The organism is Streptomyces sp. NPDC052016, from assembly GCF_044548445.1.
Taxonomy (GTDB): Bacteria; Actinomycetota; Actinomycetes; order Streptomycetales; family Streptomycetaceae; genus Streptomyces.
In genome coordinates this window covers 1-14,256 of record NZ_JBIUBX010000009.1, presented here as the reverse complement: position 1 = coordinate 14,256, position 14,256 = coordinate 1, and the positions used below count along the sequence as shown (strand labels likewise).

At 71.5% G+C, this 14,256-nt stretch carries 12 protein-coding genes; 10 read left to right on the top strand and 2 right to left on the bottom strand.

What is annotated here, in order from left to right:
* Positions 1-452 precede the first annotated feature (452 nt).
* Positions 453-902, bottom strand: a complete 450-nt coding sequence (locus ACIHAR_RS13125) for a metallopeptidase family protein (protein WP_365469072.1) — start codon at positions 900-902, stop codon at positions 453-455.
* 295 nt (positions 903-1,197) lie between these two features.
* On the opposite strand from ACIHAR_RS13125, the gene ACIHAR_RS13120 reads away from it, so the two are divergent.
* The 9 genes from ACIHAR_RS13120 to ACIHAR_RS13080 all read left to right on the top strand — a co-directional run bounded on the left by ACIHAR_RS13120 (position 1,198) and on the right by ACIHAR_RS13080 (position 11,486).
* The gene (locus ACIHAR_RS13120; protein WP_365469041.1) at positions 1,198-1,620 is read left to right on the top strand and encodes a DUF3499 domain-containing protein; all 423 of its coding nucleotides are present in this window, start codon (positions 1,198-1,200) and stop codon (positions 1,618-1,620) included.
* 168 nt (positions 1,621-1,788) lie between these two features.
* Positions 1,789-3,405, top strand: coding sequence for an L-lactate permease (locus ACIHAR_RS13115; protein WP_400019404.1), 1,617 nt, complete (start codon positions 1,789-1,791; stop codon positions 3,403-3,405).
* Between the two features lie 126 nt (positions 3,406-3,531).
* Positions 3,532-4,896 (top strand): phosphomannomutase/phosphoglucomutase, encoded by a 1,365-nt coding sequence (locus tag ACIHAR_RS13110; RefSeq protein WP_400019182.1) that lies wholly within the window; start codon positions 3,532-3,534, stop codon positions 4,894-4,896.
* Between the two features lie 186 nt (positions 4,897-5,082).
* Entirely contained in the window at positions 5,083-5,253 is a 171-nt protein-coding gene (locus ACIHAR_RS13105) for a Trm112 family protein (RefSeq protein ID WP_078936097.1), read from the top strand.
* Positions 5,254-5,335: 82 nt separating this feature from the next.
* Complete coding sequence (locus ACIHAR_RS13100; protein WP_365469048.1) at positions 5,336-6,469, top strand: SIS domain-containing protein; 1,134 nt, start codon at positions 5,336-5,338, stop codon at positions 6,467-6,469.
* Positions 6,470-6,600: 131 nt separating this feature from the next.
* Positions 6,601-7,752 carry a mannose-6-phosphate isomerase, class I gene (gene manA, locus ACIHAR_RS13095; RefSeq protein ID WP_365469051.1) on the top strand — a complete coding sequence of 384 codons (1,152 nt, stop codon included), beginning with the start codon at positions 6,601-6,603 and terminating at the stop codon, positions 7,750-7,752.
* Positions 7,753-7,888: 136 nt separating this feature from the next.
* Positions 7,889-8,866: a cation diffusion facilitator family transporter gene (locus ACIHAR_RS13090; RefSeq protein ID WP_365469054.1), complete on the top strand. Its 978-nt coding sequence runs from the start codon at positions 7,889-7,891 to the stop codon at positions 8,864-8,866.
* A 349-nt stretch (positions 8,867-9,215) separates the two neighbouring features.
* Positions 9,216-10,673: an adenosylhomocysteinase gene (gene ahcY / locus ACIHAR_RS13085; protein ID WP_365469057.1), complete on the top strand. Its 1,458-nt coding sequence runs from the start codon at positions 9,216-9,218 to the stop codon at positions 10,671-10,673.
* 198 nt (positions 10,674-10,871) lie between these two features.
* Entirely contained in the window at positions 10,872-11,486 is a 615-nt protein-coding gene (locus ACIHAR_RS13080; protein WP_400019178.1) for a hypothetical protein, read from the top strand.
* Between the two features lie 29 nt (positions 11,487-11,515).
* On the opposite strand, the gene ACIHAR_RS13075 is transcribed toward ACIHAR_RS13080, so the two are convergent.
* Positions 11,516-12,493: an RDD family protein gene (locus tag ACIHAR_RS13075; protein ID WP_400019176.1), complete on the bottom strand. Its 978-nt coding sequence runs from the start codon at positions 12,491-12,493 to the stop codon at positions 11,516-11,518.
* Positions 12,494-12,622: 129 nt separating this feature from the next.
* On the opposite strand from ACIHAR_RS13075, the gene ACIHAR_RS13070 reads away from it, so the two are divergent.
* Positions 12,623-13,627: a stage II sporulation protein M gene (locus tag ACIHAR_RS13070; RefSeq protein ID WP_400019174.1), complete on the top strand. Its 1,005-nt coding sequence runs from the start codon at positions 12,623-12,625 to the stop codon at positions 13,625-13,627.
* Positions 13,628-14,256 lie beyond the last annotated feature (629 nt).

The following is a 14,256-nucleotide window of genomic DNA, read 5'->3' as shown; positions in this document are numbered from 1 at the left end:
ATCCGCGGGTCGTCGTGCCGTGAGTGCCGTCCTCCCGCGGACGCGGCCCGCTGCAGCCGTCCACCCGCGGACGCGGCCGGTTCGCGCCGTCTCCACCCGCGGCCCGGGGCCCGTTAGAGCCGTCCCCCCGCGGCCCGACGCCCGCTCGAGCCGTCCACCCGCGGTCCGACGCCCGCTCGAGCCGTCCCCCCGCGGGCGGTCGTGCCGCCTGGGGCGGCACGGGTGGGCGCGGCGGCACCCCGCAACGCCGGGCTGCGCGACCGACCCCCAGCACCAGCCCACGGCGACGGTCGGACGAACGCACACCGTCCCGAGCCGGGACTCTCCCGCGCCGAGGTTCGGCGCACACGCGGCGGGCCGGCGCCCTCCGAGCCTCGGCGTCACGTCCGAGCCTCGGTTACCCCCGCCGCACCCGCTCCTCAGTCCTCCCCGCTCCTCAGTCCCCCGCCCCCTCAGTCCTCCCCGTACCGGGGATCCACCGTCTCCGGCGTCAGCCCCAGCAGCTCCGCCACCTGCTCCACGACGACCTCGTGCACCAGCGCGGCCCGCTCGTCCCGCCCCTTCGTGCGGATCTCGACCGGCCGCCGGTAGACGACCACCCGCGCCCGGCGCCCGTCGCGCGCCGCGATCGTCCCGCCCAGGGGCACCGCCTCGTCGTTCCACGGCTCCCCGGCCCCGTCCAGCCGGGGTACCTCCAGGACCAGGAAATCGATCTCGGCGAGCTGCGGCCATCGCCGCTCCAGCCGCTCCACGGAGTCCTGCACCAGATCCGCGAACACGTCGGCACGGCTCGCGGCCAGCGGCACCTGAGGGGGCGCGATCGGTCCCCGCATGCCCCGGCCGTGGCGATCACGGCGACGGGGCCCGGGGCCTGCGGCACGGGGCGGTACGGGGCTGTCCATCACCACCGAAGCGTAGTCCCCGCCGGGATAGGCCGCCCGGCCCCACGCGGCGACCCGGACACCGCCCGACCGCTCCGCACGGCATGTCGCAGGATGACCATTCCAGCCAAGGTTGAGCTCGATTCCGTATCTCTCCGAGACCGGCGAACTCATGGCAATTGGCAGGGTTTGTACCGACCGGTGACCGGCCCCGATGGTCTTCCTCGCCCCGAGGACTGGTGTTCGTGCAGGTCAGCGAGGTATGACTGGAGTGGCCTGTGGGGCGTTTCACAACACGACACGGTGGAGTGACCTGGTGGAGAGTCGTCGCGGCCCGCTCAAGAGTGCGGTACCGTCCAACGTCGTGAGCCCTGTACGTCGCTGTTCGCGAACCGCCTGCGGCCGACCCGCCGTCGCGACGCTGACGTACGTCTACGCCGATTCGACCGCGGTCCTCGGTCCGCTCGCGACCTACGCCGAACCCCACTGCTACGACCTGTGCGCCGAGCATTCCGAGCGCCTCACCGCCCCGCGCGGCTGGGAGGTCGTCCGGCTCCTCGACGGCTCGGCTCCCGCGCGCCCGAGCGGTGACGATCTGGAAGCGCTTGCCAACGCCGTCCGCGAGGCCGCCCGCCCGCAGGAGCGCGCGGCCGGGGCCGGTGGCGGGCACCGTGGGGCGGACCCGATGGAGGTCGCGCGCCGCGGCCATCTCCGGGTGCTGCGCTCGCCGGACAGCTGAACCGCTTCTCCACCCCTGTCGCCCGCCGCCGTGTCGCCCGCCGCCGGTACGGGCGTACTTCCGCCGGGACCGGCGCACACCCATTGACGCGCGTTGGCGTGGACGCGACCATTCCGTCCAGTCGAGAAACGAGAAATCGCTTTCCGCATGGCGGAATCGGGGGCGCCCGTGTACGTCCAGGAACTGCAGCCCGTCGCCGGCTCGCTCGGCCTGTCCGCCCTCGTGGCGGCCCTTCCCCTCGTGATCGTCCTGATCCTCCTCGGCGGCGTCCGCGTGAAGGCCCATCTCGCGGGCCTGACAGGCCTTCTGGCGGCCGTTCTGGTCGCCTACCTCGCCTACGGCATGCCGGTGGGCCAGACGCTCTCCAGCGCCGCCCAGGGTGCCGCGTTCGGTCTCTTCCCCATCCTGTGGATCGTCGTCAACGCCCTGTGGGTGTACCGGATGACCGTCCGCACCCGGCACTTCGACGTCCTGCGCCGCTCCTTCGGGCGGCTCTCCGACGACCCGCGCATCCAGGCCCTGGTCGTCGCCTTCTGCTTCGGCGCCCTGCTGGAGGCGCTCGCCGGTTTCGGCGCCCCGGTCGCCATCTGCTCGGTCATGCTCGTCGCCCTGGGCTTCGACCCGGTCCGCGCGGCCGTGGTCTCCCTCGTCGCCAACACCGCGCCGGTCGCCTTCGGCGCCATGGGCACCCCCGTCGTGACGCTGGCTCAGGTCACCGGCCTGCCCCTGGACACCGTCGCCTCCGTGGTGGGCCGTCAGACCCCGCTGCTCGCCCTCGTGGTGCCGCTCGTGCTCGTCGGCCTGGTCGACGGCCGGCGCGGCCTGCGCGAGACCTGGCTGCCCGCCCTGGTGTGCGGAATCGCCTTCGCCGTCGCCCAGTTCGCCGCCTCCAACTACCTCTCCGCGCAACTGGCCGACATCGGCGCCGCCTTGGCGGGCGCGGGCGCCCTGGTCGCCCTACCGCACGCGCGCGTGCCCGCTCCCGAGGCGGTCCGCGCGTCCGTGCTGACCGGTGCGCGCAGCGAGGAACGGGACGAGCGGGACCCCCGCCGCGAGGTCGCCCGCGCCTACGCCCCCTACGCGCTCATCGTCGCGATCTTCTCCGTCGCGCAGATCCCGGCCGTCAAGGAATGGCTCGCCGGGGCGACCCGGACGTACGACTGGCCGTTCCTCGACGTGGTGGACGCCGACGGCCAGGCGGTCGGCGGCAACGTCTTCACCTGGCCGGTCGTCTCGACGGGCGGCACGCTCGTCCTCCTCGCGGGGGTGGGCACGGCGGCCGTGCTCGGCGTCCACGCGCGCGTGGCGCTCAGGGAATGGCTCGCGACCGTCCACGAGCTGCGCTTCGCGGTGCTCACCGTGACGTCCGTCCTCGCCCTCGCTTATGTCATGAACCTGTCTGGTCAGGCGGCGACGATCGGGCACTTCGTGGCCGCGGCCGGCGCCGGACTCGCCTTCCTCTCACCCGTCCTCGGCTGGTTCGGCGTCGCCGTCTCCGGCTCCGACACCTCCGCCAACGCCCTCTTCGGCGCCCTCCAGGTCACCGCCGCCCGCGAGTCCGGCCTCTCACCCGAACTCCTGGCCGCCGCGAACAGCTCCGGCGGCGTGCTCGGCAAGATGATCTCGCCGCAGAACCTCACCATCGCCTGCGCCGCCGTGGGGCTCGCCGGCCGCGAGGGCGACCTGCTGCGCAAGGTGCTGCCCTGGAGCCTGGGCCTGCTGCTGGTGATGTGCCTGATCGTCGTCGGCCAGAGCTCACCGGTACTGGACTGGATGCTTCCATAGGGCCGTTCTGACCTGAGAAGACGATCCGCGTTACGGCTGCGGGTCGGACACGGCGGACCCACAGCGCACCGCCGGTCGCTCCGGGTAGTTTGTGGTGACTCACAGAACTTTCAGGAAGGTTTGGCCGTGGCTGCTGATCTGTCGCAGATCGTGAAGGCGTACGACGTACGCGGGGTGGTCCCGGACCAGTGGGACGAGTCGCTCGCCGAAATGTTCGGCGCGGCCTTCGCCCAGGTGACCGGCGCCGCGGCGATCGTCGTCGGCCACGACATGCGCCCCTCCTCGCCCGCCCTCTCCCGAGCCTTTGCCCGCGGCGCGGCGGCACGCGGCGTCGACGTCACCGAGATCGGCCTGTGCTCCACGGACCAGCTGTACTACGCCTCGGGCGCGCTGAACCTGCCGGGCGCCATGTTCACCGCCTCGCACAACCCGGCCCGGTACAACGGCATCAAGCTGTGCCGCGCGGGAGCGGCCCCGGTCGGCCAGGACACCGGCCTGACCGAGATCCGTGAACTCGTCGAACGCTGGACCGACACGGCCGCCCCCGAGCCGGCCCCGGCCCCGGGAACGCTCACCCAGGCCGACACGTTGGACGACTACGCCGCACACCTGCGCTCCCTCGTCGACCTGACCTCCGTCCGCCCCCTGAAGGTCGTCGTCGACGCGGGCAACGGCATGGGCGGCCACACCGTCCCCACGGTCTTCGCCGGCCTGCCCCTGACGCTCGTCCCGATGTACTTCGAACTGGACGGCACCTTCCCCAACCACGAGGCCAACCCCCTCGACCCGGCCAACCTCGTCGACCTCCAGAAGCGGGTCCGCGAGGAGGGCGCCGACCTCGGCCTCGCCTTCGACGGCGACGCCGACCGCTGCTTCGTCGTCGACGAACAGGGCGAACCGGTCTCCCCCTCCGCGATCACCGCCCTCGTCGCCGCCCGCGAACTCGCCCGGCACGGCGGCAAGGGCACGATCATCCACAACCTGATCACCTCCTGGACCGTCCCCGAGGTCGTGAAGGAGAACGGCGGCACCCCCGTCCGCACCCGCGTCGGCCACTCCTTCATCAAGGCGGAGATGGCCCGCACCGGCGCCATCTTCGGCGGCGAACACTCCGCCCACTACTACTTCAAGGACTTCTGGAACGCCGACACCGGCATGCTCGCCGCCCTCCACGTCCTCGCGGCCCTCGGCGGCCAGGACGCCCCGCTGTCCTCCCTCGTCGCCCAGTACGACCGCTACACCGGCTCCGGAGAGATCAACTCCACGGTCGACGACCAGACGGCCCGCATCACCGCCATCAAGACCGCGTACGGCAGCCGCGACGACGTCTCCCTCGACGAACTCGACGGACTCACCGTCGCCGCCGCGGACTGGTGGTTCAACGTCCGCCCCTCCAACACCGAGCCCCTCCTGCGCCTGAACGCGGAGGCACGGAACGAGGCGACGATGAGGAAGATCCGCGACGAGGTGCTCGGCATCATCCGGGGCTGAGGCAGCCGGCCCCGCCGGACGGGGTGCGAAGCCCGCCCGGCGGGGAACTCCACCGGGCCGGCGGGACCCGCCGGGCCACCACCCCGGTCACCCCAACACCCCGCCCCCACCAGCGGTACGCTGACCAGGCACATCCGCACCACGCCACACCCGCCACGACCGCGCGGACACCCGAAGGGACACCCCATGCCGCTCGAAGCCGGCCTCCTGGAGATCCTCGCCTGCCCGGCCTGCCACGCCCCCCTCGAGGAGCAGGACACCGAGCTGATCTGCACCGGTCAGGATTGCGGCCTGGCCTACCCGGTCCGCGACGGCATCCCCGTCCTCCTCGTCGACGAGGCCCGCCGCCCCGCGTAACGGCGCACCCGCAGGTCCCCCCCCCACACGCCCCCTGGCGCACGCACACCGACGACGACCCGGCGATCGGAGAACTGACGCCATGCTCGACGAATCGCTGCTCGACACGCCGGAGGCCCTGGCCGAGGCAGACCACCGCGCCCTCCTGCGCGGAGCGGCCGAAGCCGGCGCCCGCGTCCGCACCGCGGTCCGGCACGCCACCGATGCCGGCGTCCGCGAACTCAAACCCGACGGCCGCCCGCGCGCCATCCTCATCGCGGGCCCGGGCGCCGCCGCCACCACCGTCGCCGACCTCCTCGGCACCCTCGCCGGCGCCGCCTGCCCCGTCACCCGCCTCGCCCCCACCGGCGTCGCCCCCGCCGCGGGCGCCCTGCGCTGGGAACTCCCCGGCTGGATCGGCTCCCTCGACCTCCTGCTGATCGCCACCCCCGACGGCACCGAACCCGGCCTCTCCCTCCTCGCCGAGCAGGCCTACCGCCGGGGCTGCACCGTCGCCGCCGTAGCACCCGCCCACTCCCCGCTCACCGAAGCGGTGTCCGCCGCCCACGGCCTCTTCGTCCCCCTGGCGACCGCGCCGTACGAGCAGGACGACCAACCCCCCGTCGCCGCCTCCGCCCCCGGCGTCCTGTGGGCCCTGTTCACCCCCCTCCTGGCGCTCCTCGACCGCATCGCACTGCTCTCCGCCCCGCCGGACGCCCTCGAGAAGGTCGCCGACCGCCTCGACCACATCGCCGAACGCTGCGGCCCCGCCATCGCGACCTACAGCAACCCCGCCAAGACGCTGGCCGCCGAACTCGCCGACGCCCTCCCCGTGATCTGGACCGAGGGCACCTCCGCCGGCCCCGCCGGCCGCCGCTTCGCCGCCGCGCTCGCCGAACTCGCCGGCCGCCCCGCCGTCGTCGCCGAGCTCCCCGAGGCCCTCGCCGCCCACAGTGCCCTGCTGGCCGGCCCCCTCGCCGCCAGCGCCGACCCGGACGACTTCTTCCGCGACCGCGTCGAGGAACCGCCCGCCCTGCACGCGCGCGTGGTGCTGCTGCGCGACCGCCCCATCGGCGGCCTCACCGCCGCCCCCGCCGCCCGCGACCTGGCCCTCAGCCACGACACGCCGATCAGCGAACTCGAACCCGAGCCCGGCGACGAAGTCGTCACCCTCGCCGAACTGATCGCCATCACGGATTTCGCCGCCGTTTACCTGGCGCTCGCCTCGGGAGCCTGATCTGGCGAGCGACGGTCCACGGACAACAGGGACCGTCCACAGACACACGGCGGCCGTCGCAGGCACACACGACGCACGGACCGTCGCGGACAGCCCGCGACAGACCCATACAAGGCAGGCAGAAACCGCTCATGGACCGCCTCGACAACACCGTCCGCCCCTACGCCTGGGGTTCCCCCACCGCCATCCCGCACCTCCTCGGGGTCGAACCCACCGGCGAACCGCAGGCGGAGATGTGGATGGGCGCCCACCCGGGCGCCCCCTCCCGCACCAGCCGGGGCACCCTCGTCGAGGTCATCGAGGCCGACCCGCACAAGGAACTCGGCAAGGCAGCCGTCGACAGGTTCGGCCCCCGCCTCCCCTTCCTCCTCAAGATCCTCGCCGCCGGCGCCCCCCTCTCCCTCCAGGTCCACCCCGACCTCGAACAGGCCAGGAAGGGCTACGAGGACGAGGAACGCCGAGGCATCCCCCTGGACGCCCCGCACCGCAACTACAAGGACGCCAACCACAAGCCCGAACTCATCTGCGCCCTCACCGAGTTCGACGGCCTCTGCGGCTTCCGCGCCCCCGCCCGCGCCGCCGACCTCCTCGACGGCCTCGGCATCGACTCCCTCAAGCCGTACGTCGACCTCCTGCACGCACACCCCGAGGACGCCGCCCTGCGCGAGGTCCTCACCGCCATCCTCACCGCCGACCCCGAGGAGACGGCCCACACCGTCACGGCCGCCGCGGCCGCCTGCGACCGCCTCGCCGGCGACTACGCCCCCTACGCCGGCATCGCCCACCACTACCCCGGCGACCCCGGCATCCTCGCGGCCATGCTCCTCAACCACGTCCGCCTCCAGCCCGGCGAGGCCCTCTTCCTCGGCGCCGGCATCCCGCACGCCTACCTCAGCGGCCTCGGCGTGGAGATCATGGCCAACTCCGACAACGTCCTGCGCTGCGGCCTCACCCCCAAGCACGTGGACGTCCCCGAACTCCTGCGCATCGTCCGCTTCGAGCCCGGCGACCCCCGCGTCCTGCGCCCCGAGGCCGGCCCGGACGGCGAGGAGCTCTACGAGACCCCCATCGACGAGTTCCGCCTCTCCCGGTACGTCCTCCCCGAGGGCGCCCGCCCCCACGACCTCACCCTCCCGACCCCGCAGATCCTCCTCTGCACGGCGGGCTCCGTCCGCGCGGGCGAACACCCCCTGACGCCCGGCCACTCCGTCTTCGTCCCCGCGGGCGAAGAGGCCGAAGTGTCCGGAGCCGGTACGGTCTTCCGTGCCACGGTCGTCGCCTGACGCATCCCACTCGGCCCTCCGGGCACACGTATCCCGGTCCGGGCTGCAACAATGCCCACCGCAAAGGACGGGCAATGCCGACGACGGCACGAGCGCCCCGAGGACGAACCCGAGCACGAAGGGACCACGCGAACACATGAGCGCGTCAGGCGGTACCAAGGCGATCGTGGCGGCACTCGTCGCCAACCTCGCGATCGCGGCATCGAAGTTCGTGGCGTTCGCGTTCAGCGGCTCCTCCTCGATGCTCGCCGAGGGCGTCCACTCGCTCGCCGACTCCGGCAACCAGGCACTCCTCCTGGTCGGCGGCAAGAAGGCCAAGCGCGAGGCCACCCCCCAACACCCCTTCGGCTACGGCCGCGAGCGTTACATCTACGCCTTCCTGGTCTCCATCGTCCTCTTCTCGGTCGGCGGCATGTTCGCCATCTACGAGGGCTACGAGAAGCTCCAGCACCCGCACGACATCGAACACTGGTACTGGCCGGTCGGCGTCCTGATCTTCGCGATCATCGCCGAGTGCTTTTCCTTCCGGACGGCCATCAAGGAGTCCAACGTCCTGCGCGGCAGGAAGTCCTGGACGGAGTTCGTCCGCCACGCCAAGGCACCCGAACTCCCCGTCGTCCTCTTGGAGGACCTGGGTGCCCTCGTCGGCCTGATCCTCGCCCTCCTCGGCGTCAGCCTGGCCCTGATCACCGGCGACAGCGTCTGGGACGGCATCGGCACCATCTGCATCGGCGTCCTGCTCGTCCTGATCGCCCTCGTCCTGGCCGCCGAGACCAAGTCCCTCCTCCTCGGCGAAGCCGCCGGCCTGGAGGAGACCCAGAAGATCGAGGCCGCCCTCGTCGACGGCGACACCGTCACCCGCGTCATCCACATGCGCACGCTCCACCTCGGCCCCGAGGAACTCCTCGTCGCCGCCAAGATCGCCGTCCAGCACGAGGACACGGCCGCCGACATCGCACGCGCCATCGACGCCGCCGAGTCCCGCATCCGCGAGGCCGTCCCCATCGCCCGCGTCATCTACCTCGAGCCCGACATCTACAGCGAGACCGAGGCCGCCAAGGGCCCGGACCGGGAGGCAGCCCCGGGCGGGCCGGGTCCCGCATCCGGCCACTGACCCTTCCTCCCTCCACCCCACCTCACCCGACGGGGCCCGCCGACCACCGGCGGGCCCCGCCCCTTTTCCGGCCGCCCCGCCCCCGCTCACACTCCGTGATCGGCGTGATCTGTTCGGAGGTGGACTGGGGACCTCCCGCGCCGCCGGTGTAGCTTGGAACGGAGCCAGACGTCGCTGCTGATGGCGGTCGGGCGGTCCCCCCGCGGACCGACCGAGGGAGAGAGGGCCTCCGACGGACTGCGCTGCGCACACGCGGGCATGCCTGTGTCCCCTTCGGGCACCCCTGTGTCCGTCGCCGCGCAGACCAGCCGTACCCAGACCTCGACCCAACCCCGAGGAGCAGCTCGCAATGACGACTGTCGAGAACCGACAGGACTTCAAGGTCGCCGACCTCTCCCTGGCCGCATTCGGCCGCAAGGAGATCACCCTCGCCGAGCACGAGATGCCGGGCCTGATGGCGATCCGCAAGGAGTACGCCGAGGCCCAGCCCCTCGCCGGCGCCCGCGTCACCGGCTCCCTGCACATGACCGTGCAGACCGCCGTCCTCATCGAGACCCTGGTCGCCCTCGGCGCCCAGGTCCGCTGGGCCTCCTGCAACATCTTCTCCACCCAGGACCACGCGGCCGCCGCCATCGCCGTCGGCCCGAACGGCACGCCCGACAACCCGCAGGGCGTCCCCGTCTTCGCCTGGAAGGGCGAGACCCTGGAGGAGTACTGGTGGTGCACCGAGCAGGCCCTGACCTGGCCGGACAGCCCCACCGGCGGCCCCAACATGATCCTCGACGACGGCGGTGACGCCACCCTCCTCGTCCACAAGGGCGTCGAGTACGAGAAGGACGGCAAGGTCCCCTCGCCCGACACCGCCGAGTCCGACGAGCACCGCGTCATCCTCGAGCTCCTCACCCGCACCGTCGCCGAGACGCCCCAGAAGTGGACCCAGCTCGCCTCCGAGATCCGCGGTGTCACCGAGGAGACCACCACCGGCGTCCACCGCCTCTACGAGATGCAGCGCGACGGCGTCCTCCTCTTCCCGGCGATCAACGTCAACGACGCCGTCACCAAGTCGAAGTTCGACAACAAGTACGGCTGCCGCCACTCCCTCGTCGACGGCATCAACCGCGCCACCGACGTCCTCATCGGCGGCAAGACCGCCGTCGTCTGCGGCTACGGCGACGTCGGCAAGGGCTGCGCCGAATCCCTCCGCGGCCAGGGCGCCCGCGTCATCATCACCGAGATCGACCCCATCTGCGCCCTGCAGGCCGCGATGGACGGCTACCAGGTCACGACCCTCGACGAGGTCGTCGACAAGGCCGACATCTTCATCACCACGACCGGCAACAAGGACATCATCATGGCCTCGGACATGGCCAAGATGAAGCACCAGGCCATCGTCGGCAACATCGGCCACTTCGACAACGAGATCGACATGGCCGGCCTCGCCAAGGTCCCCGGCATCGTCAAGGACGAGATCAAGCCGCAGGTCCACACCTGGACCTTCCCCGACGGCAAGGTGATCATCGTCCTGTCCGAGGGCCGCCTGCTGAACCTGGGCAACGCCACCGGCCACCCGTCGTTCGTGATGTCCAACTCCTTCGCGGACCAGACCCTGGCCCAGATCGAGCTGTTCACCAAGCCCGACGCGTACCCGATCGGCGTCTACACCCTGCCCAAGCACCTCGACGAGAAGGTCGCCCGCCTCCACCTGGACGCCCTCGGCGTGAAGCTGACCAAGCTCCGCCCCGAGCAGGCCGCCTACATCGGCGTCGACGTCGAAGGCCCCTTCAAGCCGGACCACTACCGCTACTGAGTCCGCAGCCCCACCGGCCGGGGACCGCACCAGTGCACTGACGCGCTCCCCGGCACAGGCAGGTCCTCCGAGGCAGGCCCCCGCACCCCCGTGTCGGGGGGCCTGCCCCTTCGGTCCCAGGCCGGCCCGGCCGTCACCGGCGCCGGACCGGCACGCCGCGGCGACCGGACCACCCCGTCAGACCCCAGGACGACCCTCATGCCCCGCGGCCGCTATGCGCTCCACGATCCGCACGATCACACCCCCCTCGCCCACGAGCACTTCCAGTGCGCCCCCGGCCCCTCCGGCTGGCGCTACGTCTCCCGGCTGACCACCCCCACCGGCGACCACAGCGGCTCCGTCGACCTCACCCTCGACGACCTCGGCCGCCCCCTCCGCCTCGAACTCCACGCGAGCAGCTGGCAGGTACGCGGCGCAGCCCTCGACGGCGTCACCTGGGTCCGCACCGACCCCACCGGCCTCCACGCCACGGAAGGCAACGTCCAGGCCCACGCCTTCACCGGCACATCCCCCGCCTTCCTCGTCGCCACCACCCGGCTCCTGCGCCTCACCCCCTCCTCGTCCGCGACCCGCGTACGCCTCGTCGCCTTCACGGACCCCGTCCTCGCCCCCCGCACCGTCGACCAGTCCTGGGCCTTGGTGGACAGAGAAACACACGCCACTGACAACGGCCCCCTGATCGTGGACCAGTACCAGGTCACAGCCCTGGACACGGGCGAACAGCACGCCGTCCACATCGCCGGCGACGTGGTCCTCGCGGCACCCGGCATCGAACTGGAAGACCTCGAATCACCCCCGTCGACGTTCGACTGAACCCGGGAACCGCACGGGGGCTGCGGCGACTACGCAGGCGGCACGAACCCCGTGGCCGGACGCTCGGCCGACGCCTGATCCCCACCGTCCGACGGCCGCGCCCGATAGGGAGCCTCCGCCTCCCCGGCCGAAGCACGACCGACCGCAGCAGACTGCTGCACGGCCGAAGAACCATGAGGGACCACACCCAGAGGACCAGGACCAGGACCAGAACCGTGTCCGGGGCCAGGCTGCGCCACCGGGTGCACCACACCACTCCCACCCCCGAAGGCCCGCCGCGCCTCCCGCACCTGCCGCTCCTGCACGACCGCCGCAAGAAACGCGGCCGGCGGCACCCCCTCCGGAACCGGAACCCCCGTACTCGCCGCGAGGTCCCCGGCCAGCCGCTCCGCCATCGCCCAGCCGACCCGCGGATCCAGCTGGTTCATCCGCCCCAGGTACTGCCGGATCGCCAGCCACAGACCATCCGGGACCGCCGACAGATCGAGCCCGGAGAAACGCCCGGCCAACCACGGAGGAGGAGGCGGCAGAAAGCCGGACCGCGCCACCGGCACCCGCTCCCGCACCACCAGCGTCCCGGCGAAGACATCCCCGAGCCGCCGCCCCCGCGCCGACACCAGCGAGGCGATGCACGCGACAACCCCCGCGGTCAGCAGAATCTCGACGACACCGAGAGCGCCCCGCACCAGCGCGTGCCGGAAACGGATCGGCCCGCCGTCGTCCCTGACCACCCGCAGCCCACACGCCAGCTTCCCCAGCGACCGCCCATGGCTGAGCGTCTCCACCGCGATCGGCGCACCCACCAACACCAGCAGGAACGAGGCGATCGACACCGCCATCTGCGCCGCCTCGTCCAAGGACGCCGTGGCCGCCAGCAAGGCAATGCTCACGACGACGTAGACCACGACCACCACCGTCAGATCCAGCAACGCGGCCAGAACCCTGCTGGGCAGCCTGGCAGGCCGCAACTCCAGCGCCACCGCCTCGCCCGTCACCAGCTCACTCACGCCCGCCACCCCTTCACCGACCTGCCCCGACACCGGCCAGTCTGCCAAGCTGAGCAAACACCGCACCGCGGTACGACAAGCTGACACCTACGACCGGCCGCCGACGAACAGCCGAGGAGCAGCACACCGATGGACCTCGACGTCTTCGTCTCCGCCCACCGACCCGAGTGGGACCGCCTCGACGCCCTCCTGCGCCGACGCAACCTCACCGGCGCCGAGGCCGACGAACTCGTCACCCTGTACCAGCGCACCGCCACCCACCTCTCCCTGATCCAGTCCAGCGCCCCCGACCCACAGCTCACCGGCCGGCTCAGCCAACTGGTGGCACGCGCGCGCAGCACCGTGACAGGCACCCGACGCGCCTCCTGGCACGACGTCACCCGTTTCCTCACCCGGAGCTTCCCCGCGGCGGTCTACCGATCCCGGCACTGGTGGGTACCCACCGCACTCGTCTCCACCGCGGTCGCCGCCCTCTTCGGCTGGTGGATCGGCACCCACCCGGAAGTGCAGTCCTCCATAGCGGCCCCCAGCGAACTGCGCGAACTCACCCGGCCCGGCGGCCAGTACGAGACCTACTACTCGAGCCACCCGGCCACCTCGTTCGCCGCACAGGTCTGGACGAACAACGCCCAGGCCGCCGCGATGTGCCTGGTCCTGGGCGTCTTCCTCGGCCTGCCCGTGCTCTGGATCCTCTTCCAGAACATGCTCAACCTGGGCGTGGGCATCGGCCTCATGTCCTCAGCCGGCCGCCTCGACACCTTCCTCGGCCTCGTCCTCCCGCACGGCCTCCTCGAACTCACCGCGGTCTTCGTCGCCGCCGGCACCGGCCTGCGCCTCGGCTGGACCCTCATCGACCCGGGCCCCCGCACCCGACGCACCGCCCTGGCAGAGGAAGGCCGAGCCGCCGTGGGCATGGCCATCGGCCTCGCCCTCGTCCTCTTCGTGTCGGGCGCCATCGAAGGCTTCGTCACCCCCTCCGGCCTGCCCACCTGGGCCCGCATCACCATCGGCGTCGCCGCCGAACTGATCTTCCTGGTTTACGTCTACGTGGTCGGCGCCAGGGCCGCTCGCATCGGCGAGACGGGTGACATCGACGCGTCCGAGCGCAGCGCGGCCGCGCCGACGGCCGCCTGATGTGCGAGCACGCTCGCCGAACTGCTAGTCTCCTCTTCGCCCCGCAGGAGCCGTTGACACGGAGCGTGCGGGGAGGTAGATTCGAACAGTTGCCTGGACTGGACAGTATCCGGTCGGCAGCGAGTTAGAATCTATGCGGCGGTTCGGAACGAAGATTCCGAACAAGCCCCCTCCCGATGAAATCGGAAATGAACGGCCGGTCTGACCGGCCCGGAAGTTCTGATAAAGTCGGAACCGCCGGAAAGGAAACCGCGAAACAAAAGCGGAAACCTGGAAAGCGCCGAGGAAATCGGATCGAGAAAAGATCTGATAGAGTCGGAAACGCAAGACCGAAGGGAAGCGCCCGGAGGAAAGCCTGAGAGAGTATCTCGGGTGAGTACAAAGGAAGCGTCCGTTCCTTGAGAACTCAACAGCGTGCCAAAAGTCAACGCCAGATATGTTGATACCCCGTCCCCGGCAGTGAACGCCGAGGATGAGGTTCCTTTGAAAAAACACAGCGAGGACGCTGTGTGCGAGAGGACTATTCCTCCTCTCGCACCGCTCTCGTGGTGTTCAACCGGCAGTATTCATTTACTGGCCGAGTAAACATTCACGGAGAGTTTGATCCTGGCTCAGGACGAACGCTGGCG